Source organism: Mycobacterium lehmannii (genome assembly GCF_002245535.1).
Lineage (GTDB): Bacteria > Actinomycetota > Actinomycetes > Mycobacteriales > Mycobacteriaceae > Mycobacterium > Mycobacterium lehmannii.
On the sequence record NZ_NKCN01000010.1, the window covers coordinates 47937 to 71529 of the forward strand.

The following is a 23593-nucleotide window of genomic DNA, read 5'->3' on the forward strand; positions in this document are numbered from 1 at the left end:
TGGATGATTTCGCGCGGGCGGCCTACTGAGTGAGGATCCGCGGCCCGTCCTCGGTGACGGCCACGGTGTGCTCCCAGTGGGCCGCCCGCGATCCGTCTGTGGTAACGACGGTCCACTCGTCCTCGAGGATCACGGTCTTGGTGGTGCCCAGCGTCAGCATCGGCTCGATGGCCAGCACCGAACCGACCGCCAGATAGGGTCCGCGCCCGGGCGCGCCCTCGTTGGGCAGGAACGGGTCCATGTGCATCTGCCTGCCGATGCCGTGTCCGCCGTAGCCGTCGACGATGCCGAACTTGCGGCCGTACCGCTTCTCGGCGGCGCGCGCCGTGGTCTCGATGGCGTGGGAAACGTCGGTGAGCCGGTTGCCGGGCACCATCGCGGATGCGCCGGCCTCCATGGCTTCCTTGGTGGCCTGCGACAACGCCTCGTCGACCGGGATCAGCGTCCCGACCCCGAACGTGATCGCCGAGTCGCCGTGCCAGCCGTCGACGATCGCCCCGCAGTCGATGGACACCAAGTCCCCGGACGCCAGGGTCTCTGCCGCAGACGGAATACCGTGCACTACACGGTCATTGACCGAGGAGCAGATGCTCGCGGGATACCCGTGGTAGCCGAGGAAGGAGGGCACACCTCCGCCGTCGCGGATCACCGACTCGGCGACCTCGTCGAGCGCCAGTGTGGTCACGCCGGGGGCGGCGGCCTGCCGGACCGCGGCCAGCGCCGACGCCACCAAGGCTCCCGCGACGGCCATCGCGTCGAGTTCATCGGGGGTGCGCTGCGGTACGACCTTGCGTCCGCGCAGGCCCATCAGGCCCATATCCGCTACTTACCGAGCGCCTGCAGTGCGCGCGCGAAAACCTCGTCGAGAGCGCCGACCGCGTCGACTTGCTGCAGGTTGTTGCTGCTGTAGTACTCGAGCAGGGGGTAGGTCTCGTCGCGATAGACCTGCATGCGGTTGCGGATCACGTCTTCGGTGTCGTCTTCGCGGCCGCGGGACTTGAGACGCTTGAACAGCTCGTCCTCGGAAACCTTGAACTCCAGCACCGCATCGAGCTTGGTGTCGTGGCGCTTGAGCATGTCGTCGAGCGCCTTGGCCTGCTCCACGGAGCGGGGGTAGCCGTCGAGGATGAACCCGTCGGCCGCGTCGGGCTGTTCGATGCGGTCCTCGACCAGCTTGTTCGTCAGCTCCGATGGCACCAGGTCGCCCGCGTCGAGGTATTTCTTGGCTTCCAGCCCCAGCGGGGTGCCGTCGCCGATGTTCTTGCGGAAGAGGTCGCCGGTCGAGATCTGCGGAATTCCGAGCTTTTCGGAGAGCTTCTGGGCCTGTGTTCCCTTGCCGGCGCCGGGCGGTCCGAGCAGAACGACTCTCACTTCAGAAACCCTTCGTAATTGCGCTGCATCAGCTGGCTCTCGATCTGTTTGACGGTATCCAATCCGACCCCGACGAGGATCAGTACGCCCACACCACCGAACGGCAGGTTCTGCACGGGCCCGCTGCTCCCCACGGAGAGGAACAGGTTCGGCAGCACGGCGATCAGACCCAGGTAGATCGAACCTGGAAGGGTGATCCGGCTCAGTACGTAACGCAGGTAGTCCGCGGTCGGCTTGCCAGGCCGGATGCCGGGGATGAAGCCGCCGAACTTCTTCATCTCGTCGGCCCGCTCATCGGGGTTGAACGTGATGGAGACGTAGAAGTAGGTGAAGAACACGATCAGCGCGAAGTAGACCCCGATGTAGGCCAGGCTGCTGGGATCTGTCAGGTAGTTCGCGACGAACGTGTTCCACCAGTTGGTGCTGTTCGGATTCGAGCTTCCGCTCTGGATGAGCTGGGTGATGAGCTGCGGGATGTAGATCAGCGACGAGGCGAAGATCACCGGGATGACGCCTGCCTGGTTCACCTTCAACGGCAGGTACGTCGAGGTGCCGCCGTACATCTTGCGGCCAACCATCCGCTTGGCGTACTGCACGGGGATTCGGCGCTGGCCCTGCTCGACGAACACCACGCCGACGATGATCGCCAGCGCACCGGCGCAGACCAGCGCGAACACCAGGCCGCCGCGGCTCTCGAGGATGGTCTGACCCTCGCCAGGGATCGCCGAGGCGATGCTCGCGAAGATGATCAGCGACATGCCGTTACCGATGCCGCGCTCGGTGACCAGCTCGCCCATCCACATCACCAGCGCCGCGCCCGCGGTCATCACCAGCACCATCACCACGAGGGTGAAGATGTTCAGCCCCTCGCTCTGGCCCTGGATGATGTCCAGCGAGCAGCCTTGGAGCAGGCCGCCGTTGGCCGCCAGCGCCACGATGCTGGTGCTCTGCAGAATGGCCAGCGCAATGGCCAGATAGCGCGTGTACTGCGTCATCTTGGCCTGGCCGGACTGGCCTTCTTTACGCAGCTGCTCGAACCGCGGGATCACCACGGTCAGCAGCTGCACGATGATGCTCGCGGTGATGTAGGGCATCACACCGACGGCGAACACCGACAACTGCAGCAACGCGCCGCCGGAGAACAGGTTGATCAGCGAGTAGATCTGGCCGGACTCACCGCCGGTGACCTCAGCGATGCACTCCTGCACGTTCGGGTAGTTCACCCCCGGAGACGGGATCGCGGCCCCGACCCGGTAAAGGATCACGATGCCCAGGGTGAACAGGATCTTTCGCCTCAGGTCGACCGTCCGCAGTGATGAGATGAAAGCCGAAAGCACTCTTCCTCCTGCGCAGCCGGCCTGTTGATCGCGGCGTGCGGATGGGGCTGGATTCGACCAGCGTCTTGGTTAAGTCGTGTGCGGACCCCCGTCAAGCGCGCAGCCTGCAGAGTTACCCGTCAAACAGTCTACGAGAATAACAGTTGGGGTCCCGTTGGCCCGCATCCCGCTGATCGTCCCGCCTCACAGCAACCTCTCAGGCCGGGAACATACCGTGGAACCAATCTCGTTATATCCACTAACCAATAGCGTCAGGAGTTGAGATGGCACGTACGGGTCCACGTTTTGAGGGAGACACCTGGGACCTCGCCAGCAGCGTCGGTGCGACGGCGACGATGGTCGCGGCGGCGAGGGCGATCGCCAGCACGGGTGCCGACGCGCTGATCTGCGATCCGTACGCCGAACCGTTGGTGCGCGCCGTGGGCGTGGACTTCTTCACCCGCCTGGCCAGCGGTGAGCTCACGCTCGAGGACCTCGACGGTGACACCTCGGATGGGGCCACGGTCGGGATGGCCCGGATGACCGACAACATGGCCGTGCGGACCAAGTTCTTCGACGAGTTCTTCTCAGAGGCCGCCGAAGGTGGTGTCCGGCAGGCGGTGATCCTGGCCTCCGGGCTCGACGCGCGCGCCTACCGGTTGGCATGGCCGGCCGGGACGACGGTCTTCGAGATCGACCAGCCCGACGTCATCGCGTTCATGACCCGGGCAATGGCCGACCTCGGCGCCGAGCCGACCGCACAGCGCAGGGCGGTGGCGATCGACCTGCGCTTCGACTGGCCCGCGGCGTTGAAGGACGCGGGTTTCGACCCCGCCCTGCCGACCGCATGGAGCGCCGAGGGTCTGCTCGGATACCTGCCGCCGGAGGCACAGGACAAGCTGCTCGACACGATCACCGAGTTGAGCGCCCCGGGTAGCCGGGTCGCGGTAGAGAGCGGCCCGTCCAGCAGCGACCCCGCCGCTCGCGAGAAGGTGCTGGCCCGGATGCAGGAATCAGCGGAGCGGTGGCGCGAACACGGCTTCGAACTCGACTTCTCCGAACTCGTCTACATCGGCGAGCGCAACGAGGCCGGAGCCTACCTCGAGGAGCGGGGCTGGCGCCTGACCCGCCGCGCGGTCGGCGAGCTGCTGGCCGAGAACGGACTGCCTCCGCTGCCGGAGGACGACGACGCCAGGTTCGGTGAGATGCAGTACATCAGCGGCATACTCGAGAAATGAGCCGAACGGATTCGGACAGTTGGGACCCCGCATCCAGCGTAGGGACCACGGCCACAATGGTCGCCGCCGCACGCGCGATCGCCAGCCGCGAAAGTGACCCGCTCTTCGTCGATCCGTACGCCGCGCCGCTGGTGCGTGCGGTCGGCATCGACTTCTTCACGGGCCTGGTCGACGGGGGCATCGAGGGCAACGACATCGACGGCGCCGGCGCCGACTTCATGGCCAGGATGATCGCGGTGCGCACACGGTTCTTCGACGACTTCTTCCTCACCTCCACCGGAGGTGGAATCCGGCAGGCGGTGATTCTGGCCTCGGGTCTGGACTCGCGGTCCTACCGGCTGCCGTGGCCCGACGGGACCGTTGTCTACGAGATCGACCAGCCGCAGGTGATCGAGTTCAAGACCGCGACGATGGCCTCGCTGGGGGCCTCCCCCTCTGCCCAGCTGCGCACTGTCGGTATCGACCTGCGCGATGATTGGCCGAACGCGTTGCGCGACATCGGTTTCGACCCGGCACAGCCCGCAGCGTGGAGCGCGGAAGGACTGCTCGTCTACTTGCCGCCGGAAGCGCAGGACAAGCTGTTCGACGACATCGGCACGCTGAGCACACCGGGAAGCAGGCTCGCCACCGAATACCATCCCGACGCCGCCGCGACGATCGGCGAACGCAGTAAGGCGATCAGCAAACAGTGGGGTGAGAACGGCGTCCACCTCGACATCTCGCACCTCTTCTACGAGGGCGAGCGCAGCCACGTCGTCGACTATCTGACCGAGCACGGTTGGCAGGTCTCCACCAAGAGCCGTCCCGAGGTGTTTGCGGGATACGGCCGAGAATTTCCCGACACAGAACTGCTTGCCCCGATGCGTGATTCGCTCGCGATCACCGCAATGCGCAACTGAGGAGCACGAATGGCCCGCACCGACAACGACACCTGGGATCTGGCATCCAGCGTCGGCTCGACCGCGACGATGGTCGCCGCACAGCGCGTACTGAGCCACCGCGAGGGCCTGATCGACGACCCGTACGCCGAACCTCTGGTGCGCGCGGTCGGGCTCGACTTCTTCATCCGGGCGCTCGACGGCGAGATATCGCTGGACGACATCGACCCTCGCTTCAACACACGCCGCGCCGCCGAGGGAATGGCTGTGCGCACCCGCCATTTCGACCGGCTGTTCGCCGACGCCGCGGCTGGTGGTGTCCGCCAGGCGGTGATCTTGGCCGCCGGGCTCGACGCCCGCGGCTACCGCCTGCCGTGGCCGGCAGGCACCACTGTGTTCGAACTCGACCAGCCGGAGGTGATCGCGTTCAAGAGCGACACCCTTTCGGCGTTGGGGGTCGAACCGACCGCGAACCGGCACGTGGTGGCGATCGACCTGCGCGATGACTGGCCGAAAGCGCTGTTGGACAACGGCTTCGATCCGACGCAACCGACGGCCTGGATCGCCGAGGGGCTGCTGATCTACCTGCCGCCCGAAGCGCAGGACCTGCTGTTCGACCGGATCGATGAACTGAGCGCACCGGATAGCCGGGTGGCCACCGAGCACATCCCCGACGTCAGCATGTTCTCCGACGAGCGGGCCCGGGAGATCGCCGAGAAATTGCAGGCTTACGGACAGAACATCGAGATGGGTGAGCTCATCTATCACGGTGAGCGCAACGACGTCGTCGACTATCTGACCGACCGCGGATGGGACGTCACGACGCAGAGCATGCCGGATGCCTATGCCGCCAACGGTTTCACGTTCGACGAGGACAGCACGATCGGCTTTTTCAGCGATATGAGCTACCTGTCGGCGATCAAACGCTGACCCGAAGCTGCGCGAGCGTGCGCGTTTGCACACGACGCGCCGCGAAAATCCCTACAGATGTGCACGTTCGCGAAACTCCCGCGGCGTCGTACCGAACCAGCGGCGGAACGACCGATTGAACGCACTTTGTTCGGAGTAGCCCAGTAGGTGCGCGATCTGACTCAGATGCAGGGTTGAAATCGCCATGTACTTCGCCGCTTGCACTCGGCGTTCTCTGTCGATCAGGTCTTGACAACTAACGCCTTCGGCTGCCAACCGCCGCTGCAGCGTCCTTGGATGCAGTGCTAGTTGCTCGGCGATGGATTCGACCGTGCACAGTCCAGCGGGCAGGAGGCGGTGCGCCAGATCGGCGACACGATCGGATAATTGCCCATCGCTCGGGGTATGCGTGACTTCGACATACTTGACCGCGATGCGCTTGGCCAAGGGGTCTACGTTGTCGATGCGCCGGTGGAGCACGGAGGTCGGCAGCTCGATACCGCACCAGCTCTGTTCGAAGCGCACCGGGCAGCCCAAGGTGTCTTGGTACACGCTCTCCGGGCTCAGCCGGGCGTGCCGGAATGCCACAGTGGCCGGTGTTTCCCTGCCCGCGAGTACCCTCAAGACCTGAACGAGGGTCCCCACACTCATCTCGTACGCCTGCAAGGGGTAGTACCCGAGGTCCGGTTCAATCACCTCGTATGTGAGCCGGGTGGCTGTATCGGTATGCGGCACAAGGGCAAGTTTGAACGCCGTGGAATGCGCGTAGCTGTAGCGCATTCCAGCCTGGATGGCGTCCGCCACGAATTCGGAATTCCGGACTATTACCGCGATGGGGCCCCCGACGGCGATGCCACGCATGCAAGACAACCGGAGACCGAAATCCACGCACCGTAGTTCGTCGGCGGTCGCCGTGATCATGTTTCCGAAGGGAAGCACCGGTATCAGAGCGTCTTCGCATTCTTCGACGCCGGCGGGAATGGCGAATCTTGCGTAATACGCCGCGGGATCGCCTCCGAGCTCTCGAACAAGCTCGGGATACCCACGCAGGGCCGTGCCGCGGATCATGCCACTCATTCGGCCACCCCCAAGGTGTCGCGAAGTGGTAAAAGTGTGTCGGAAAATGTCAAGACGGTCAATGCCGTGCGCCGCCACGCTACTGGCATGAGCGCACCGGATTTCGATGTACTGATCATCGGCGCGGGACTGGCAGGAGTGGGCGCCGCTTGCCACGTGACAAGAAGCCTCCCGCATAAGAGCTTGGCGTTGCTCGAGCGACGCGAGCACCTGGGTGGCACGTGGGACCTTTTCCGCTACCCCGGCATCCGGTCCGACGTCGACATGCTGACGCTCGGATACGGGTTCCGCCCTTGGCGTAGCCCCGACATAGTTGCGAGAGGTGACAAGATCCGCCAGTACATCGCCGATACAGCAGCCGAGTTCGGCATCGCCGAGAAGATTCTGTATGGATTCAAAGTCTTGAGCGCAGAATGGTCCACCACCCACTGCCGGTGGACAGTGAACGCCGTGCATGAGGCCACCGGGGAGATCCGCCACTACTCTTGTGGGTTCCTCATCAACTGCACCGGTTACTACAACTATGACGTCGGGTATCTTCCCGACTTTCCAGGCGCCGACCAGTTCAATGGGCGATTCGTGCACACTCAGCACTGGCCCCAGGATCTGGACTACACGGGTATGCGCGTCGTCGTAATCGGCAGCGGGGCAACCGCTGTCACCGTTGTCCCCGCAATGGCAAGCGGCGCTGAGCATGTCACGATGCTGCAACGCTCGCCGTCTTACGTGATGTCATTGCCGGCATTCGACAAGGTCTCGGAATTCTTGGGGCGGGTCCTTCCCGAAGAGACGGTGTACGGACTTGCCCGCAAGCGCAACATCGTCATGCAACGCAAGGTCTATCTGGCGTGCAGGCGTTGGCCGCGGCTGTCCCGGAGACTCTTGCTAAGGCACGTTCGTCGACGGGTGGGTCCTTCGATTGACATGCGGCATTTCACGCCTCGATACATGCCGTTCGATGAGCGGCTGTGCGTCGCATCCGACGGCGACTTCTTCAAGGCAGTGAAGTCTGGGTCTGCATCCATCGTCACCGACGAGATCGAGCGCTTCACCGAAGGCGGAATCCTTCTGAAGTCCGGATGTGAACTCGAGGCCGACCTTATCGTCGCGGCGACCGGGCTGAACCTTCAGTTTCTCGGTGGGATGCAGTTGACGGTCGACGGCGTGCCATGTGATCCCAGCACTCGCATGACTTACAAGAGTGTCCTAGTCGAGGACGTGCCGAATTTCGCCTGGTTGTTCGGCTACATCAATGCGGCGTACACGCTCAAGGCCGACATCGCGAGCGCCTACTTGTGCCGGCTGCTCAAACACATGGACGACAATGCATTCGCCGTCGCAAGACCTTGCGATTCCAATGCCTGCTCGACAGCTGCGAGCGTTATGGACGACTTGCATTCTGGGTACATTCGACGCGCGCAAAACCTTCTGCCTCGCCAAGGGTCTGCCGTTCCCTGGAAGGTACTCATGCACTACGAGAAGGACTGTCGGCTGCTGCTCGAGGATCCGATCGACGACGGAATTCTGTCGTTCAGTGGCGCGCCGGTGGGCGCAGTTGCTTGAACCCCTCGCTCTGACCCGATCGCTCAGAACCGGTAATCGCCGAACAACAGCGCGCTGACGCCACTGAGCGAGCGCTCCGTCTCGTCGGCCAACTGCACCACGGACCGCCCGAGCAGTCCGGCGACGGCGTCCGGTAGCGATGCCGCCGGCAGCGACGACGGTTTGGGCCGCAACCGGTCCAGCAGCGACGAACCCGGATACGTGACGATGCGCACCTCGGCGTCGACGTCGATCCCCGCCAACACTTTGGCCCTCGTGATCGCGGCGCGCAGGCCGCCGAGGTGATCGACCAAACCGTGCTCGTGCGCGTCGGCACCGGTCCAAACCCGACCGCGCGCGACGGCGTCGACATCCTCGACGCTCATCTTGCGGCCCACGGCGACCCGCTCGATGAAATCGGTGTAGAGCAGGTCCGCCTCGGCCTCCACGTGTGCATGCTGCTCGTCGGTGAACGGCTCGTTGAGCGACCAGACGTCGGCGTTGCGGTTGGTACGTACCGTCCCGGAGCCGACGCCAAGACGCCCCTTGAGCTCGCGAGCCACCAGCTTGCCCGCCAGCACACCGATCGAGCCGGTAATGGTGCCGGAATTGGCGACGATCTCATCGGCGGCCATCGACACGTAGTAGCCGCCGGATGCCGCGACGGCGCCCATCGACGCGACCACCGGCTTGCCTTTGTCGCGGCTCTGTTGCACTTCGCGCCAAATGGTTTCCGATCCGGTCACCGAGCCGCCGGGGCTGTCCACCCGCAACACGATCGCCGAAACGTCTTCGGCGGCCGCGGCTTCGCGAAGCGCCGCGGCGATCGTGTCGCCGCCCGCGCTCGAACTGCCCAACGGCAGCGGTTGCGTGCCGCCGCGACCACTGACGATCGGGCCGTGCAGGGTCACCACGGCGATCGTCGCCTTCTTGCGTCCGGGGATGGACGGCACGGGCAGAGCCGGGCGTTCCGCCGTGGCACGCGCATAACGCGACAGGAACAGCCGCGGCGGCGCGTCGTCGGAGTCGGCGTCCGCGCCTGCCGTGAAGTCCGGTGCGCCGGCCAGTTCGGCCATGCGTGCATAGGCTTCGTCACGGAAGCCGACGCGGTCGATCAACCTTCCGGCGAGCGCGTCTTCGCGCAGCAACGGCGCCTTGTCGGCGAGCGCGTCGACGTCCTCGGGCTCGAGGTGACGCGACTGTGCGACCGCCTCCAGCACCTGGGTGTGCAGGCTTTGAATCAACCGTTCGTCGGCCTCGCGATGGGCCTCGGTGTAACCGTCTTCGGTGAAACGGTTTGCCGCAGACTTGTATTCACCGCGCGCGATGAACTGCGCCTCGACTCCGATCTTGTCGAGCGCGCCGCGCAGGAACAGTGCGTTCGTCGCAAAACCCACCAGTCCCACCGTGCCCGCAGGTTGCATCCAGACCTCGCGGAATGCTGAGGCCAGGTAGTACGACAGCGTGCCGGGATAGGTCTCGGCCCACGCCAACGACGGCTTGAGGTCGCTGAACGCCGCGATGGCTGAACGCAGTTCCTGCACCGGGCCCGGCGACGCAGCGGGCAGCTGCACCCGAGCGATCAGGCCGGCGACCCGGTCGTCCTCGGCCGCCCGGTGGATCGCCGCGACGGCCTCCCGCAACAGAAGCGGACGGCCCGCCCCGGAGATCAATGCCAGCGGGTCGAACCCGGCGGTCTCGCTCGGCACCGACGTCAGGTCGAGTTCGAGCACGCATCCGTTCGGGACACCGTTGTGGCGGGCGGTGTCGATGCGCCGCGCCAGCGCGCGCACGTCGTCGAGACCGGGGAGTCCGGACATGCCGGGCAGGAAAACGGACATGCTGCGAGCCTACCGACGCCGCGCAGCGCCTCGGCCCGGCGAGCGCGTCTACCGTGGTGCCGTGCGATTCGACATCTCCGTCCCCCAGCGCGTCGCGGGCGGCTTCGATGCCTGCGCCACACGCGACTACCTGATCCGTGCTGAAGCACTGGGCTTCACCGGCGCGTGGACGCTGGAGCAGACGATCGGGCCCTCACCGCTGCTCGCACCGCTGGAGATGCTCGCATGGGCCGCCGCACACACCGAGCGGATCCGCCTGGGGGTGGCCGTCCTCGTGACCTCCCTGCACGAACCGCTTCAACTGGCCTCAGCGGTGACGGCGGTCGACCACCTCAGCCACGGACGGCTCGACCTCGGGGTGGCCCCTGGTGGCGGCACCCGCAAGTTCGCGGCGTTCGGCGTAGAACGGGCCACGTTCGTCGGCAACTTCACCGAAGGGCTCGAGTTGATGAAGGCGGCCTGGTCCGACGAACCCAAGGTGACGTTTCACGGCCGGTTTCGTGACGTCGACGGGCTGCCGATCCAACCCAAACCCGTCCAGCGACCGCATCCGCCGCTCTGGTTCGGCGCCAACGTTCCTCGCGCCATCGCCAGGGCGGTGCGCCACGGCGACGCGTTCCTGGGGGCGGGTTCGTCGACGACGGCCGCGTTCGCCGAAGCGGTCAGAACCGTTCATCACGAACTGGCCGAACAACGAAGGGATGCAGAGGATTTCACTGTCGGCAAGCGCGTGTACCTGATCGTCGACGATGACCCCTTGCGCGCCAGGGAGCGGGTACTGGCCGGCCTGCGCCGCATCTACGGCGGTATGGCCGGCATCGACGAGGTCCCGGTATCCGGCACACCCGCCGACGTGGTCCGCGGGCTGCGCGATGTCGTCGACGCAGGCGCCGAGATGCTACTGCTCAACCCCGTCGGCGAGGATGTCTCCGAAGACCGCGAACAGATGGAACGTCTTGCGGCAGAAGTGATTCCGCAGCTGAAGTGAAGCCGCGTCGACTCGAATGAAGCCCGGTCAGCGCCCCATGAAGCGGCCGTGCTGGGGGCAGTAGACGGCGACCGCCGCGCGCATCAGCCCCGCGGCCTGCCCGCGATCCATACCGGTGCCGGTAAGGCGGTTGACCACACCGCGCACGACAGGAACCGGGTTGGCGCTGCCGTCCAGGCCCGCGGTCAGCATGTCGCAGATACCCTGACCCAACGCAGGCAGGTCGGTTTCACCGAGTGGAATCTGCAGCGCCTCGACGTGATCGGCGAACTTCGCATCGTCGTCCTGGGCGTGGGCGGTCGCCACGCCGCCGAACAACGCGATACCGGCTGCCCCAGCGACGGCAGTGAGACGGCGGAGGTAAGTCATATCTGCTCCTGATGTGTCACGCCTACGCACCATATCGTCGGACGGCGCCTCGCGTTACGACCGCCCGACACGAAAGCCCCCGCCTCCACGGCAGGGGCTCCCGGTCGACGCGGGGTTACAGCTCGGTCGCCGAACCGCCCGCCGAGGAGATCTTCTCGCGGGCGCTGCCGCTGAACTTGTGCGCGGTGACGTTCACCTTCACGGTGAGCTTGCCGTCGCCGAGTACCTTGACCAGTGCGTTCTTGCGCACCGCGCCCGCGGCGACCAGCTCGTCCACACCGACGTCGCCGCCATTGGGGAACAGCTTGTTGATGTCGCCGACGTTGACGACCTCGTACTCGGTGCGGAAGCGGTTGCGGAAGCCCTTGAGCTTCGGCAGCCGCATGTGGATCGGCATCTGACCGCCCTCGAACGTCGCGGGGACGTTCTTGCGGGCCTTGGTGCCCTTGGTGCCGCGACCCGCGGTCTTACCCTTTGAACCCTCGCCGCGACCCACCCGGGTCTTGGCCGTCTTCGAACCGGGCGCCGGTTTCAGGTCGTGCAGTTTGATAGGTGTCATGCTTTAGCCTTCCGCTCTTCGCGCGAGCGCTCATCGCCGGCCTCTACTGCTTCAACTTTGACGAGGTGATGCACGGTCTTGATCAGGCCGCGCGTCTGCGCGTTGTCCTCGCGGACTACGGACTGGCGAATCTTGCGCAGCCCCAACGTCCGCAGGCTCTCCCGCTGCTTCCAGCGTGCACCGATGGTGCTGCGCACCTGGGTGATCTTCAGCTCTGCCATTTACGACGACCCTTCACGCGCTGCCGACGCGGCAAGCGCCTCGGCCTCCCGGCGCGCCCGCAGCATGCCCGCAGGCGCCACATCTTCGATCGGCAGCCCGCGTCGGGCGGCGACCTCTTCGGGACGCTGCAGCAGCTTCAGCGCGGCAACGGTGGCGTGCACCACGTTGATCGCGTTGTCGCTGCCCAGCGACTTGGCCAGGATGTCGTGCACGCCGGCGCATTCCAGCACCGCGCGAGCCGCACCGCCGGCGATCACACCGGTACCGGGGCTGGCCGGACGCAGCATCACCACACCGGCGGCGGCTTCGCCCTGCACCGGGTGGGTGATGGTGCCGCCGATCAGCGGAACCCGGAAGAAGTTCTTGCGTGCTTCTTCGACGCCCTTGGCGATGGCGGCGGGAACTTCCTTGGCCTTGCCGTATCCGACACCGACCATGCCCTTGCCGTCGCCGACGATCACCAGCGCGGTGAAGCTGAACCGGCGGCCACCCTTGACCACCTTGGAGACGCGGTTGATCGAGACGACGCGCTCGAGGTAGTTGCTCTTGTCGCCGCCGTCGCGGCCACGACCGCCACGGTCGTCGCGGCGACCACGTCCGTCGCGGTCGCCCCGCGACCCGCGGCCGTCCTGGGGGCCGCCGGCTGTTGCCTGTTCGGCCATCATGCAGTCCTTCCCATTGTGTTGAGCTCAGTCATCAGAATTCCAACCCGCCTTCGCGCGCCGCATCGGCCAGCGCCGCGATCCGTCCGCCGTAGGTGTACCCACCGCGGTCGAACACGACCTTGTCGATCCCTGCGGCCTTCGCGCGCTCGGCGATCAGCTGACCGACCCGCACGCTGTGGGCTTTCTTGTCACCGTCGACCGCCCGCACATCGGCCTCGATCGAGGACGCCGCGGCCAGCGTGGTGCCGTTGAGGTCGTTCACCAGCTGCACGTGGATGTGCCGCGACGAACGGTTGACCACCAACCGCGGCACCTCTGCCGTGCCGGAGATCTTCTTACGCAGGCGAGCGTGCCGACGCAGCCGCGCCACCCGCCGGGTCTCAGAGATGTTCTGGCCCACGGGCTTGCGCGTCGGCGCTGCCGAATTTGTTGTCGAAGCCATTTACTTACCTGTCTTTCCGACCTTGCGGCGGATCTGCTCGCCCTCGTAGCGGATGCCCTTGCCCTTGTAGGGATCGCTCTTGCGCAGGCGGCGGATGTTCGCCGCGACCTGGCCGACCTTCTGCTTGTCGATGCCGGAGATCGAGAACTTCGTCGGTGTCTCCACCGCGAACGTCACCCCCTCGGGGGCGGTGATGACCACCGGGTGGCTGTAGCCCAACGCGAACTCGAGGTTGGAACCCTTGAGCTGCACGCGGTAACCGACACCGAAGATCTCCATCTTGGTGGTGTAACCCTGGGTGACGCCGGTGATCAGGTTCGCCACCAGCGTGCGCGACAAACCGTGCAGCGAACGGCTGCGCCGCTCGTCGTCGGGTCGCGACACCACGATGGCGCCGTCGTCGTCACGGGCGACCCGGATCGGTTCGGCCACTGCCAGTTCGAGAGTTCCCTTGGGCCCCTTGACCGACACGTTCTGCCCGTCGATCGATACGTCGACCCCGCTGGGGACGGGGACCGGCTGCTTTCCAATACGCGACATTTGAGCTCTACTCCCTCTCGCCTACCACACGTACGCGAGGACTTCGCCGCCCACGCCCTCTTGGGCTGCCTGGCGGTCGGTCCGGAGCCCCGACGACGTGGAGATGATCGCCACGCCGAGGCCGCCGAGAACCCGCGGCAGATTGGTGGATTTCGCGTAGACCCGCAGACCGGGCTTGGACACGCGGCGCAGGCCGGCGATGCTTCGCTCCCGGCTGGGGCCGTACTTCAGTTGCACGACAAGCGACTTGCCGACCCGAGCATCCTCGGTCCGGTAATCGGCGATGTAGCCCTCTTTCTTCAAGATCTCGGCGATGTTGGCCTTGAGCTTGGAGTGGGGCAGTGTCACCTCGTCGTGGTACGCCGAATTGGCGTTGCGCAGACGTGTCAAGAAGTCTGCGATCGGGTCCGTCATAGTCATGACAGCCGGTTCACCTTTCTCGCGGTGGTTCCCGGTATCCGGGCCTACCGCAACCTGTTTGGTTGGTCTGGTCGGTTCGGGCTGGGTTACCAGCTGCTCTTCTGCACGCCGGGCAGTTCGCCGGCGTGTGCCATCTCGCGCAGGCAGATCCGGCACAGGCCGAACTTGCGGAAGACGGCGTGCGGCCGCCCGCAGCGCTGGCAGCGGGTGTAGGCGCGCACCTTGAACTTCGGCTTCTTGTTGGCCTTGTTGACCAGTGCCTTCTTTGCCATAACTCAGTTCTCCTTGAACGGAAAGCCCAGCGCCCGCAGCAGCGCTCGTCCTTCGTCGTCGGTCGTCGCCGTGGTGACGACGGTGATGTCCATGCCACGGGGGCGGTCGATGGAGTCCACATCGATCTCGTGGAACACCGACTGCTCGGTGAGTCCGAAGGTGTAGTTGCCGGTGCCGTCGAACTGCTTGGGCGACAGCCCGCGGAAGTCGCGGATACGCGGCAGCGCAATCGAGATCAACCGGTCGAGGAATTCCCACATCCGGTCGCCGCGCAGCGTGACGCGGGCGCCGATCGGCATGCCCTCGCGAAGCTTGAACTGGGCGATGGACTTACGCGCCCGGCGCACCTCCGGCTTCTGACCGGTGATCAGTGCGAGATCGTTGACCGCACCGTTGATCAGCTTCGCGTCACGGGCGGCGTCGCCGACGCCCATGTTGACGACGACCTTTACCACGCCGGGGATCTGCATGACGTTCGCGTAGCCGAACTCCTTGGCCAGCGCATCGCGGATCTCTTCGCGGTAGCGCTGCTTGAGGCGCGGCAGGGCCTTTGCGGTGTTTTCGACAGTGGTCATGTCAGTTGATGTCCTTGCCGTTGGTCTTGGCGATGCGGACCTTCTTGCCGGTCTCCTCGTCAACCCGGTACGTGATGCGGGTCGGCTTGCCGTCGGAGTCGACGACCATCACATTGGAGACGTCGATCGGCGCCTCCTGGGTGACGATGCCGCCGGACTGTGCGCCGCGCTCGTTGCTCGACACCGCCGTGTGCTTCTTGATCCGGTTGACGCCCTCGACGAGGACTTTGTTGCGCGCCGGGTAGGCGACCAGCACCTTGCCCTTGGCGCCCTTGTCCTTGCCGGAGATGACGAGCACGGTGTCGCCCTTGTGGACCTTCATCTACAACACCTCCGGAGCAAGCGAGACGATCTTCATGAAGCGCTTCTCGCGCAGTTCGCGGCCGACCGGACCGAAGATGCGGGTACCGCGCGGGTCGTTGTCGGCCTTGATGATGACGGCGGCGTTCTCGTCGAACTTGATGTAGCTTCCGTCGGCGCGACGGCGCTCCTTGACGGTGCGCACGATGACGGCCTTCACGATCTCGCCGCGCTTGACGTTGCCGCCGGGAATGGCTTCCTTTACGGTCGCCACGATGACATCGCCGATGCCGGCATAGCGCCGCGACGAGCCGCCGAGCACGCGGATGCACAGGATCTCCCTGGCGCCCGTGTTGTCGGCGACCTTGAGCCGCGATTCCTGCTGAATCACTCGATCTCCTCGACCTGGTTTTTGTATGCACGCCAGATACCGACCTGGACGTACGCGGTCTTGCTGTCACCGAAAGGCACGCGGGGCCCGCCGCACGCGACTGGCCGAGGTCTGCCCAAGGCAACCGCTTGATTCTATGGGAGGACCTGCAGGAAGCCAAATCGTCGCTGATCACGCCCTCCCCTGCGGCGCGAGCGTGCGTGTTTGTCGACGACCCGCCGCGGATTCTCGACGCTTTTCGCACGCTCGCGGGACCCCGAGCGTCCTGTAATCAGCGACGTCGTTTCGACTCGATGGGTGATCGCTCAGGGAATGACGATGCCGAACTCCCCCAGCAGCGGCGAGCCGAGCGGGTCGAAGCCCGCCGTCTGGGCGGGAGCTTCGACGTGCACCGCCACCAGGTAGTCGCCGGTGCTCGTCGGGATATGGGCGAGCCGGTCGCCGAACTGCACCGCGGGTCCCGGCGAGCCCGCCCACGACCCGAGCAGCTTCTGACCGCTGTAGCCGCACAGTTCGGCCGGCAGCACGCTCAGCGTGCTGATATCGGCTGCCGCCACAGCGTCGTCGGCATAGCGTTCGAACGCTTCGGCCGGCGGCAGCGTCGTCTCGGCAATGGTGACCGTCGCCCACATCCCGTCCGGCCCGGTCAGCCGCAGCGCGACATCCCCCTGTCCCGCCGCCGTGAACCATCCCGCCGGTAGAGCCACCGTGATCTTGGGCGCCGCCGGATCAGGCACCGCGGCCGACACCTGATCGGGGTGCGGCGTGCCGCAAGCGCGATCGGCCGCCGACGGTTGTGGGGTCGGCACGATGCCCGGCTGGGCGGTGTCAACCGGCGGGTCGGACGGCGCGGTCGACGGCGGCGTCGCGGTGGCGGAGATCGTCGTGTCGGAGACGACGGCCTCTTCTGCGATCGGTACGCCTTCGCTGTTGTCGACACACGCGGTCAGCAGCCACGTCAGAGCGATCGCCTGCCCCACGGCGTACTTCATCGAAACCGTACCGCCTCCATGCTCGGTGTGATCAGTCCTTCGCGAAGGCGCGCGCGAACTCCCTCTCCAGGTCCAGATACGGCTTGCCCGAGACGTCGATGTTGACCTCGACGATGGTGCCACCGGTGAACGCAAACGGCGGCCTGTACGAGCCCGAAACCGGAGATCCGGCGTTCCTGCCGATGCTCAGACTCGCGCCGGCGAGCCCGAACGTCCCCGGATGGACGCGCATTTCGCGCAACGTCGCGACCTGCTGGTCATCGATATACAAAGCCGCGTCTCCGATCGGGGTGTGGCTGCCCTCGGCGGTTCCGGTGCGCACATACGCGACCCCGAACGAGTGCCGCCCCAACGGCACCGCATCCGGCGACGACATTCGCTGCTCGTCCTCGCCCAGGAAGTTGTACACGTAATGAAGCCGCCCGTCCTGCACGAACATCACGTGACCGCCGTGCGCGCCACCGTGTTTGAAGATCACGCCTTCGGCGCCCGACGTGTCGATCACCATCTCGGCCATGGCCGCGAACGACCGCCCTTGTATCTCGACCGCGGCTCCCATTCCGACGTCGGCGGTGCCGGGGTAGTACCGGTACGAGTCGCGCCGGCCCGCCACCCCCGGCCGCCACCGCGAAATGGTGTCGAAAATGTTCAGGTCGCCAAGCGGCAGGCCGTTGTACTTGTCGGCCTCGGCGAACCACAGCTTGGTGAGTTCTTCGAGCTTGTCCGGGTTTTCGGCGGCCAGGTCGTGGCACTGACTGCGGTCGGCTTCGATATGGAACAGCTCCCATCGGTCGCTGTCGAAATGTGACCAACCTGCCGGTGATGCGGCGTGCACGGTGTTGGCGAACCAGCCGTCGTGCCAGATCCCCCGTGTGCCGAGCATCGTGTAGAACTGCGTGCGCTTGTCGGTTGCCGCCGACGAATCCCGCAGTGCCGCCTCGAAACTCACCCCGTCCAGCGGCTTCTGGGGCACTCCTTTGACCGTGTCGGGCGGGGTGATGCCGAGGAGCTGATAGATCGTCGGTGTGACGTCGCAGACGTTGATGTAGCTGTCTAGCACCTCGCCGTGTGCGGCGATCCCCTTGGGCCAGGAGACGATTGCGGGGTCCGCGATCCCTCCTTCGTGTGAGGCGTAGCGCTTGAAAAGCTTGTACGGGGCGTTGAACGCCATCGCCCAGCCGGTCGGATAGTGGTTGTAGGTCTCCGGGCCGCCGAGGTTGTCGATGAGACGGAGGCCGTCCTCGACGGTGTCGATGTATCCGTTGAAGAACTTGACCTCGTTCACCGAGCCATTCGGGCCGCCCTCGCCGCTCGCGCCGTTGTCGGAGATGACGACGATGATCGTGTTGTCGAGCTGACCCGAGTCCTCCAGATAGTCGATGATGCGACCGATCTGCGCATCGGTGTAGGACAGGAATCCGGCGAACACTTCGGCCATGCGCGCGAAAAGGCGCTTCTCGTCGTCGCCGAGCTCGTCCCATGGCCGCACCGTGTCCTGTGTCGGCCACGGTTCACCGTTGGGCCCCTTGACGTCTCCGTACGGATTGATCGGCGAGAGTTCAGTGTCGGAGGGCACGATGCCGAGCTTCTTCTGGTTGTCCAGCACGATCTCGCGGTATCGCTCGTAGCCCATGTCGAACTTGCCGGCGTAGCGGTCGGCCCACTCGGCGAAGACGTGATGCGGGGCGTGTCCGGCTCCTGGGCAGACGTACGAGAACCACGGCTTGTCCGGTGCGATCACCTTCGCATCGCGGATGAACTCGATGGTTTTGTCTGCCAAATCCTTTGACAGGTGGTAACCCTCCTCTGGTGCGGCCGGCGGCGCGACGGGGTGGTTGTCGTAGACCAGCTCCGGGTACCACTGATCGGTTTCGCCGCCCATGAACCCGTAGAACCGCTCGAAGCCGCGCGACAGGGGCCAATGTCGTTTGGTGGAGGCCAGATTCGACTCCTCGAGCGGCGTCAGATGCCACTTGCCGACGCAATAGGTGTTGTATCCGTGTTCGGCCAGCACTTCGGACAGGAGCGCGGTGTCGAACGGGATCCGCCCGTTGCAGCCGGGGAAGCCTTCGGTGAACTCCTCGATGGTCGCCATGCCGACGGTCGTCGGGTTGCGGCCGGTCAACAGGGACGCCCTGGTCGGCGAGCAGAGCGCGGTGGTGTGGAACTGCGACAGTCGAACGCCGCGTTCGGCGATACGGCTCATCGTGGGCATCTCGACGAGGCCGCCGAAGCAGTCCCATGTGGCGATACCGATGTCGTCCCAGACGAGGTAGAGCACGTTGGGGGCGCCTTCGGGGGCGGTCGGTGCAGCGTACGGGCCCCAGTCCGGTTCCGAGTCGCGAATGTCGAGTTCGATCTTGCCGTTGAATTCGGTTGCCATGCCCAGCCTTGTCCGGTGTCGCGTCGCAGTGTGGCCCGGAGATTACACGTGGGGTGTCTCGGTTAGCTGACGATTCGACGACGACGCCGTCACCGCCCGTCTGGTCAGCCACCACTGAACAATTCCGAGAGGAACCGTCCACCCCAGCCATGCACCGACTCCGGCTGCAAACCATTGGAAATGTTCGGCATTGCCACCAAAGACGTTGTCCTGCAACGGTCGAAAGGAGACATAGATGACAGGCGTCCAGATTCGGTTGGTGATGACAGACAGTGCCAGCGCCGCGCTGCGCACCATGTTCCGCCGGTGCTCGGAGATAAGGCGACTCCGGGCCGCGGCATAGCCCCTCGCGGTGAACCACAGCCACAACGCGCCCAACGTCACGTTGCTGACAGCCAAAAGTGGTCCGAACGGAGTGACCGCGCCGATCACCATCGCGGACACGGCGGCCGGAAGTGCAGCGACGACGTAGACGCGACCGCAACGGCGATGCAGTGCGGGGTGAGAAGTACGAAGCCGAGGCCAGATCTGCACCACCGCCGCGACCATCGCGACGCTCGCGAACATGACGTGAAACACCAACAGCGGGTAGTGCAGCCAGAACGTGGCAGGCACCCGGGTGCCGCCGGCCAGATACGGGGGTACGGAGAAGCCCAGAAAGCACGCCACGACGACTGCGAGTGCAAGCGCCCACCGGTGAGAAGTATGACGAGATGCGTATGACATACGCACAGAGCGTACGGCATACGCGCTCGATGTCCAGTGGCTTAGGCTGACCATCGATGAGCGAATCCCTACCGCGTGCACTGAAGCTCCTCTGGAATGAGCCGAGCGAGCCCGCACGCTCCACTGGGCTGAACCGGGAGCGCATTGTGCGCACCGCCGTTGAACTGGCCGACGCCGACGGTCTGGACGCACTGTCCATGGCCCGACTGGCCGAGCGTCTGGGGTGCGGCACGATGTCGCTGTACCGACATGTCGCCAACAAGGACGAGCTCGTGATCTTCATGTCGGCTGTTGCGGTCGGCCGTCCACCAACCGGTGCGCCCGCCAATTGGGCTGAGGCACTGACGAATTGGGCAGACGGATTGTGGTACGTCTACCACCGGCACCCGTGGGTGTTACAGGCCGTGTCTGCCGGGCCGCCGGCCGATCCGGGCCAGGTGGCGTGGCTGGACGCGGGGCTGGCCGCCCTCGCCGACACCGGGCTCAGCGAGCGTGACAAGTTCGCCGCGGTCATGGCGGTCCTGCACTTCGTCCGTGGCGCAGCGGCAGCCGACATCGAGGCTGGTCGAACCGATTGGCCGGGCTATCCGGCGCTCCTTCGGGGCCTGCTCGACCCGGAGAAGTTCCCGGCACTGGCCGCAGCGCTGCATGAGGGTGTCTTCGACCCCACCGACAACGACCCTTCCGCCGACTTCCGTTCCGGATTGGGTCAACTGCTCGACGGCATCGCCACCAGGATCGGTTAGCGGACGCGACGACGCCCGCGACCGGTGGATATTCGACCAACACGTGCAGATCGGCCAATTCGTATACCGTTTCGCATTGTGACTCGCTCGTTTCGGCGTTTCGATGAGTGGCTCAACCGCCAACTCGAAGAATGCGCACGCAATGCCGGCACGGACGTGGAAACCTACGTCGCACGTGCGGTCGCAGCACAAATGGTCGCCGACCAGATGCGCACAAACGTCTCGGCGAAGGAACTGCTCTCGCACCTGTCCGAATCAGGAGTGCTGAACAGCGATGCCATGCCGGACGTGTCGACGGTGGTAAACGACCCCGATCGACTGAGCTCACTGCGCTCGACCGGACTACTCGACTCGCCGCCGGACCCTGCCTATGACCGGATCTCCCGAGCGGCCGCAGAAGCGCTGGGGACCCCGTTTGCGGCGGTGAGCCTGGTCGATGCCGACCGTACGTTCTACAAGAGCACCGCCGGGATGGGCAAGCTCTCGATCGAGGACCGAGCGATGCCGTTCGACCAATCCATCTGCCAGTACACCGTGGCCGATGGAGCCGCTCTGGTCATCGAAGACGCACGGACCGACCCCGTGTTCATGAACCACCCCGTGGTGCGCGGCGGTGCGATGGCCGCCTACCTCGGCATACCCCTGATCGATCAAGATGGCCACGCGATCGGCACGCTGTGTGTGTCCGACAGCAAGCCAAGGCAGTGGAGCACCGGCCATGTCCAGATTTTGAGCGACCTCGCGCAACTGACTACGGAACGAATTTTCAGCGTCCCTCCCACTTCAAACGCCCGATAACGGAACTTCAGCAAACCTGGATATCCGTGGTACGCCAACGCGCGTGTTCAACGATTGCCGTGACTGCGCTTTTTGAGATCGGGGTCGGTACAGTGCATCTAACATAGTTGCCAGTTCCGTCCGAGAGAGTGATAAATGCAGCTTAAGGCGGATGTCTCGGAGCACGCGCCTAGTAGCCGTCCGACGGTGCCGCGGTTGAAGGTCGTGCCGGCTCCTTCGCCCAATCCGACACCCCGCTGGGTCGAAGTTCTCCGTGTCGATCCGTGGTACTCGGTGATCACCGTGGCGATCGACGCCATCCTGGCCGTGGCCGCAGTGGCGCTGGCCCAGTGGTGGATCCCGGGCGACATGGAGCAGGACCGCAACATCGCCCTGTTCTCGTGGCTTTTCGTCCCGATGCTGCTGATCGTGATGACCACCCGGTCGATGTATCGACAGAAGCTGAACGAGGGCTTCCTGGACCAGTTCGAGCCCGTGGCAACGTCGATCGCGGTGGCCGCTTTGGCCACGTTGACGCTGATGGTGCTCCTGGTGCCCCGGCTGCCGGTCGGTGAGGTTCTCACGCCGTATGTCCGCCCGAGCGAGCTCGTCCTGAAGATCTGGGTGTTCGCCGCCATTCTCATTCCCGTGGTGCGCCTGGCTCGGTCGTTGGTGAACCGATGGCTGCGCAGAAGGTTCGAAGTCGGCAGGCCGGCACTGGTCGTCGGCTCCGGTCCGGTCGCCCATCAGCTCATTTCCCGCATGCGTCAGATCCGGGACTACGGCATGTGCCCGGTCGGTGTATTGGACGACACGCGGCCCACAGATGTCGAGATGTTCGACGTCCCTTACCTGGGTGGTACGAACGAACTCGAAAGCGCCGCGCGCGCCACGCGGGCCGAGGAGCTCATCATCGCCCCGTCGCCGTTGCCCGACGAACACCTTTCGCGGACCGCGCAATTGGCTCAGGAACTCGGGTTGCGTGTGCGCGTGGTGCCGCGGTTGATGGACTCGGTGGGCAGCGGCACCCGAATCGAGCACATGGGCGGCGTACCGCTCATGGTGCTGACCCGCGTCAATCCGAAAGGCTGGCAATTCGCCGTCAAGCATGGCGGTGATCGCGTGGCCGCGCTGGTCGGACTTGTGCTCATCTCGCCGTTGCTGCTCGTGCTCGCGATGGCGGTGAAATTCAGCTCGCCGGGCCCGATCTTCTTCAGTCAAGAGCGGATCGGACGCGACGGAAAGGTCTTCGGGTGCTTGAAGTTCCGTACCATGCGACAACCCGAGAAGGCCGCTGCGGGTTTCGAACCCGAGAAGGGTACGGCGCCGGGCGGAGTCGAGGGCGAGGACCGACGCACCCGCATCGGCCGCATCATGCGCAAGGCATCGCTGGACGAACTGCCTCAACTGATCAACGTGCTACGTGGAGAGATGAGCCTGGTGGGTCCGCGCCCCGAGCGGCCGGAGTTCGTCGAGTTGTTCGAGATGCACGTGCGTCGCTACGGCCAACGCCACCGGGTGAAGGCGGGCATGACGGGTTGGGCCCAGGTGCACGGTTACCGGGGACAGACCTCGATTGCCGACCGCGCCGAATGGGACAACTACTACATCGACAACTGGTCGCTGCTTTTGGATTTCAAGATATTGCTCCTGACCGTGCTGGCGGTCCTGCGGCCTGCAGAAGACTGAGCGCAGAGCGAAAACCCCCGACACATTGAAGTGTTCGGGGGTTTTCCTTGCGGTCCAGCCTATTTGGCCTTCTCGAGAATCTCGACGAGCCGCCAGCGCTTGGTCGCCGACAGCGGACGCGTCTCCATCAGCGACACCCGGTCGCCGATGCCCGCGCTGTCGTCCTCATCGTGTGCCTTGACCTTCTTGGTGGTGCGGATGATCTTGCCGTAGAGCGGGTGGCTCTTACGATCTTCCAGCTCGACCACGATGGTCTTTTGCATCTTGTCCGAAACCACGTACCCGATGGCCGTCTTGCGGCGGCCCCGCTCCTCGTCCTTGCGCGGGGTGTACTTGGGCCCTTTTGCAGCGTTGTCTGCCATTG

Annotated in this window: 28 protein-coding genes; 8 read left to right on the top strand and 20 right to left on the bottom strand. The window is 65.2% G+C overall.

Annotated elements, in window-relative coordinates; translation table 11 throughout:
* Positions 1–22: 22 nt before the first annotated feature.
* From map to secY, 3 genes are read right to left on the bottom strand one after another with little or no spacing between them, the layout of a single operon-like run.
* Entirely contained in the window at positions 23–817 is a 795-nt protein-coding gene (gene map, locus CEX87_RS13055; protein ID WP_066810564.1) for a type I methionyl aminopeptidase, read from the bottom strand.
* Between the two features lie 5 nt (positions 818–822).
* Positions 823–1371: an adenylate kinase gene (locus CEX87_RS13060; protein WP_064400093.1), complete on the bottom strand. Its 549-nt coding sequence runs from the start codon at positions 1369–1371 to the stop codon at positions 823–825.
* Complete coding sequence (gene secY / locus CEX87_RS13065; RefSeq protein WP_064400094.1) at positions 1368–2708, bottom strand: preprotein translocase subunit SecY; 1341 nt, start codon at positions 2706–2708, stop codon at positions 1368–1370. Before secY ends, CEX87_RS13060 begins: the two co-directional genes overlap by 4 nt.
* 263 nt (positions 2709–2971) lie before the next feature.
* On the opposite strand from secY, the gene CEX87_RS13070 reads away from it, so the two are divergent.
* Genes CEX87_RS13070 through CEX87_RS13080 form a run of 3 tightly spaced genes read left to right on the top strand, consistent with a single transcriptional unit; the run spans position 2972 to position 5733 of the window.
* Positions 2972–3925 (top strand): class I SAM-dependent methyltransferase, encoded by a 954-nt coding sequence (locus CEX87_RS13070; RefSeq protein WP_094287636.1) that lies wholly within the window; start codon positions 2972–2974, stop codon positions 3923–3925.
* Positions 3922–4824, top strand: coding sequence for a class I SAM-dependent methyltransferase (locus CEX87_RS13075; RefSeq protein ID WP_094287638.1), 903 nt, complete (start codon positions 3922–3924; stop codon positions 4822–4824). Before CEX87_RS13070 ends, CEX87_RS13075 begins: the two co-directional genes overlap by 4 nt.
* A gap of 9 nt (positions 4825–4833) precedes the next feature.
* Complete coding sequence (locus CEX87_RS13080; protein WP_094287640.1) at positions 4834–5733, top strand: class I SAM-dependent methyltransferase; 900 nt, start codon at positions 4834–4836, stop codon at positions 5731–5733.
* Between the two features lie 51 nt (positions 5734–5784).
* Here the strand turns inward: CEX87_RS13080 and CEX87_RS13085 are convergent, their stop codons facing one another.
* Positions 5785–6789 (bottom strand): AraC family transcriptional regulator, encoded by a 1005-nt coding sequence (locus CEX87_RS13085; protein ID WP_094287718.1) that lies wholly within the window; start codon positions 6787–6789, stop codon positions 5785–5787.
* An 87-nt stretch (positions 6790–6876) separates the two neighbouring features.
* Between CEX87_RS13085 and CEX87_RS13090 the strand changes: the two genes are divergently transcribed.
* Positions 6877–8352 (top strand): flavin-containing monooxygenase, encoded by a 1476-nt coding sequence (locus CEX87_RS13090; RefSeq protein WP_064400200.1) that lies wholly within the window; start codon positions 6877–6879, stop codon positions 8350–8352.
* A 23-nt stretch (positions 8353–8375) separates the two neighbouring features.
* On the opposite strand, the gene sppA is transcribed toward CEX87_RS13090, so the two are convergent.
* Positions 8376–10172 carry a signal peptide peptidase SppA gene (sppA, locus tag CEX87_RS13095; RefSeq protein WP_064400099.1) on the bottom strand — a complete coding sequence of 599 codons (1797 nt, stop codon included), beginning with the start codon at positions 10170–10172 and terminating at the stop codon, positions 8376–8378.
* Positions 10173–10233: 61 nt separating this feature from the next.
* On the opposite strand from sppA, the gene CEX87_RS13100 reads away from it, so the two are divergent.
* Positions 10234–11160, top strand: coding sequence for an LLM class flavin-dependent oxidoreductase (locus CEX87_RS13100; RefSeq protein WP_064400201.1), 927 nt, complete (start codon positions 10234–10236; stop codon positions 11158–11160).
* A gap of 27 nt (positions 11161–11187) precedes the next feature.
* Here the strand turns inward: CEX87_RS13100 and CEX87_RS13105 are convergent, their stop codons facing one another.
* The 14 genes from CEX87_RS13105 to CEX87_RS13170 form a co-directional block, all read right to left on the bottom strand.
* Entirely contained in the window at positions 11188–11529 is a 342-nt protein-coding gene (locus tag CEX87_RS13105; protein WP_064400100.1) for a DUF732 domain-containing protein, read from the bottom strand.
* Positions 11530–11644: 115 nt separating this feature from the next.
* The gene (gene rplO / locus CEX87_RS13110; protein WP_064400101.1) at positions 11645–12088 is read right to left on the bottom strand and encodes a 50S ribosomal protein L15; all 444 of its coding nucleotides are present in this window, start codon (positions 12086–12088) and stop codon (positions 11645–11647) included.
* Positions 12085–12309 carry a 50S ribosomal protein L30 gene (gene rpmD / locus CEX87_RS13115; protein WP_064400102.1) on the bottom strand — a complete coding sequence of 75 codons (225 nt, stop codon included), beginning with the start codon at positions 12307–12309 and terminating at the stop codon, positions 12085–12087. Before rpmD ends, rplO begins: the two co-directional genes overlap by 4 nt.
* Entirely contained in the window at positions 12310–12972 is a 663-nt protein-coding gene (rpsE, locus tag CEX87_RS13120; protein WP_064423144.1) for a 30S ribosomal protein S5, read from the bottom strand.
* Between the two features lie 34 nt (positions 12973–13006).
* A complete protein-coding gene (gene rplR / locus CEX87_RS13125; RefSeq protein ID WP_064400104.1) occupies positions 13007–13417 on the bottom strand; it encodes a 50S ribosomal protein L18 in 411 nt (136 codons plus the stop codon).
* Positions 13418–13957, bottom strand: coding sequence for a 50S ribosomal protein L6 (gene rplF / locus CEX87_RS13130; protein WP_064400105.1), 540 nt, complete (start codon positions 13955–13957; stop codon positions 13418–13420).
* Positions 13958–13978: 21 nt separating this feature from the next.
* Complete coding sequence (gene rpsH, locus CEX87_RS13135; protein ID WP_064345607.1) at positions 13979–14377, bottom strand: 30S ribosomal protein S8; 399 nt, start codon at positions 14375–14377, stop codon at positions 13979–13981.
* Positions 14378–14463: 86 nt separating this feature from the next.
* Positions 14464–14649 carry a type Z 30S ribosomal protein S14 gene (locus CEX87_RS13140; RefSeq protein ID WP_059101363.1) on the bottom strand — a complete coding sequence of 62 codons (186 nt, stop codon included), beginning with the start codon at positions 14647–14649 and terminating at the stop codon, positions 14464–14466.
* A gap of 3 nt (positions 14650–14652) precedes the next feature.
* Positions 14653–15225, bottom strand: a complete 573-nt coding sequence (gene rplE, locus CEX87_RS13145) for a 50S ribosomal protein L5 (protein ID WP_064400106.1) — start codon at positions 15223–15225, stop codon at positions 14653–14655.
* A 1-nt stretch (position 15226) separates the two neighbouring features.
* Complete coding sequence (rplX, locus tag CEX87_RS13150) at positions 15227–15547, bottom strand: 50S ribosomal protein L24 (RefSeq protein WP_064345605.1); 321 nt, start codon at positions 15545–15547, stop codon at positions 15227–15229.
* Positions 15548–15916, bottom strand: a complete 369-nt coding sequence (rplN, locus tag CEX87_RS13155; RefSeq protein WP_064400107.1) for a 50S ribosomal protein L14 — start codon at positions 15914–15916, stop codon at positions 15548–15550. It lies immediately after the preceding gene.
* A gap of 305 nt (positions 15917–16221) precedes the next feature.
* Positions 16222–16908 (bottom strand): hypothetical protein, encoded by a 687-nt coding sequence (locus CEX87_RS13160; RefSeq protein WP_066810575.1) that lies wholly within the window; start codon positions 16906–16908, stop codon positions 16222–16224.
* 31 nt (positions 16909–16939) lie between these two features.
* Positions 16940–19291, bottom strand: a complete 2352-nt coding sequence (locus CEX87_RS13165) for an arylsulfatase (RefSeq protein ID WP_094287642.1) — start codon at positions 19289–19291, stop codon at positions 16940–16942.
* Positions 19292–19333: 42 nt separating this feature from the next.
* On the bottom strand, positions 19334–19960 hold the full coding sequence (locus CEX87_RS13170) for a DUF2306 domain-containing protein (RefSeq protein ID WP_332888889.1): 627 nt from the start codon (positions 19958–19960) through the stop codon (positions 19334–19336).
* Positions 19961–20073: 113 nt separating this feature from the next.
* Here CEX87_RS13170 and CEX87_RS13175 point away from each other — a divergent pair, with 113 nt between their 5' ends.
* From CEX87_RS13175 to CEX87_RS13185, 3 genes are all read left to right on the top strand, one after another.
* Entirely contained in the window at positions 20074–20763 is a 690-nt protein-coding gene (locus CEX87_RS13175; RefSeq protein WP_094287646.1) for a TetR/AcrR family transcriptional regulator, read from the top strand.
* 192 nt (positions 20764–20955) lie between these two features.
* Positions 20956–21561, top strand: coding sequence for a GAF domain-containing protein (locus tag CEX87_RS13180; protein ID WP_233151379.1), 606 nt, complete (start codon positions 20956–20958; stop codon positions 21559–21561).
* A 135-nt stretch (positions 21562–21696) separates the two neighbouring features.
* On the top strand, positions 21697–23229 hold the full coding sequence (locus CEX87_RS13185; protein ID WP_064400113.1) for a sugar transferase: 1533 nt from the start codon (positions 21697–21699) through the stop codon (positions 23227–23229).
* A gap of 59 nt (positions 23230–23288) precedes the next feature.
* On the opposite strand, the gene rpsQ is transcribed toward CEX87_RS13185, so the two are convergent.
* On the bottom strand, positions 23289–23591 hold the full coding sequence (gene rpsQ / locus CEX87_RS13190) for a 30S ribosomal protein S17 (RefSeq protein WP_064400114.1): 303 nt from the start codon (positions 23589–23591) through the stop codon (positions 23289–23291).
* Between the last annotated feature and the right edge of the window lie 2 nt (positions 23592–23593).

Excerpts from the sequence above, each read along its gene's own strand:
- map (WP_066810564.1), bottom strand. The coding sequence starts at position 817 with ATGGGCCTGATGGGCCTGCGCGGACGCAAGGTCGTACCGCAGCGCACC.
- CEX87_RS13070 (WP_094287636.1), top strand. The coding sequence starts at position 2,972 with ATGGCACGTACGGGTCCACGTTTTGAGGGAGACACCTGGGACCTCGCC.
- CEX87_RS13075 (WP_094287638.1), top strand. The coding sequence starts at position 3,922 with ATGAGCCGAACGGATTCGGACAGTTGGGACCCCGCATCCAGCGTAGGG.
- CEX87_RS13080 (WP_094287640.1), top strand. The coding sequence starts at position 4,834 with ATGGCCCGCACCGACAACGACACCTGGGATCTGGCATCCAGCGTCGGC.
- CEX87_RS13085 (WP_094287718.1), bottom strand. The coding sequence starts at position 6,789 with ATGAGTGGCATGATCCGCGGCACGGCCCTGCGTGGGTATCCCGAGCTT.
- CEX87_RS13090 (WP_064400200.1), top strand. The coding sequence starts at position 6,877 with ATGAGCGCACCGGATTTCGATGTACTGATCATCGGCGCGGGACTGGCA.
- sppA (WP_064400099.1), bottom strand. The coding sequence starts at position 10,172 with ATGTCCGTTTTCCTGCCCGGCATGTCCGGACTCCCCGGTCTCGACGAC.
- CEX87_RS13105 (WP_064400100.1), bottom strand. The coding sequence starts at position 11,529 with ATGACTTACCTCCGCCGTCTCACTGCCGTCGCTGGGGCAGCCGGTATC.
- rplO (WP_064400101.1), bottom strand. The coding sequence starts at position 12,088 with ATGACACCTATCAAACTGCACGACCTGAAACCGGCGCCCGGTTCGAAG.
- rpmD (WP_064400102.1), bottom strand. The coding sequence starts at position 12,309 with ATGGCAGAGCTGAAGATCACCCAGGTGCGCAGCACCATCGGTGCACGC.
- rpsE (WP_064423144.1), bottom strand. The coding sequence starts at position 12,972 with ATGGCCGAACAGGCAACAGCCGGCGGCCCCCAGGACGGCCGCGGGTCG.
- rplR (WP_064400104.1), bottom strand. The coding sequence starts at position 13,417 with ATGGCTTCGACAACAAATTCGGCAGCGCCGACGCGCAAGCCCGTGGGC.
- rplF (WP_064400105.1), bottom strand. The coding sequence starts at position 13,957 with ATGTCGCGTATTGGAAAGCAGCCGGTCCCCGTCCCCAGCGGGGTCGAC.
- rpsH (WP_064345607.1), bottom strand. The coding sequence starts at position 14,377 with ATGACTATGACGGACCCGATCGCAGACTTCTTGACACGTCTGCGCAAC.
- CEX87_RS13140 (WP_059101363.1), bottom strand. The coding sequence starts at position 14,649 with ATGGCAAAGAAGGCACTGGTCAACAAGGCCAACAAGAAGCCGAAGTTC.
- rplE (WP_064400106.1), bottom strand. The coding sequence starts at position 15,225 with ATGACCACTGTCGAAAACACCGCAAAGGCCCTGCCGCGCCTCAAGCAG.
- rplX (WP_064345605.1), bottom strand. The coding sequence starts at position 15,547 with ATGAAGGTCCACAAGGGCGACACCGTGCTCGTCATCTCCGGCAAGGAC.
- CEX87_RS13160 (WP_066810575.1), bottom strand. The coding sequence starts at position 16,908 with ATGAAGTACGCCGTGGGGCAGGCGATCGCTCTGACGTGGCTGCTGACC.
- CEX87_RS13165 (WP_094287642.1), bottom strand. The coding sequence starts at position 19,291 with ATGGCAACCGAATTCAACGGCAAGATCGAACTCGACATTCGCGACTCG.
- CEX87_RS13175 (WP_094287646.1), top strand. The coding sequence starts at position 20,074 with ATGAGCGAATCCCTACCGCGTGCACTGAAGCTCCTCTGGAATGAGCCG.
- CEX87_RS13180 (WP_233151379.1), top strand. The coding sequence starts at position 20,956 with ATGGTCGCCGACCAGATGCGCACAAACGTCTCGGCGAAGGAACTGCTC.
- CEX87_RS13185 (WP_064400113.1), top strand. The coding sequence starts at position 21,697 with ATGCAGCTTAAGGCGGATGTCTCGGAGCACGCGCCTAGTAGCCGTCCG.
- rpsQ (WP_064400114.1), bottom strand. The coding sequence starts at position 23,591 with ATGGCAGACAACGCTGCAAAAGGGCCCAAGTACACCCCGCGCAAGGAC.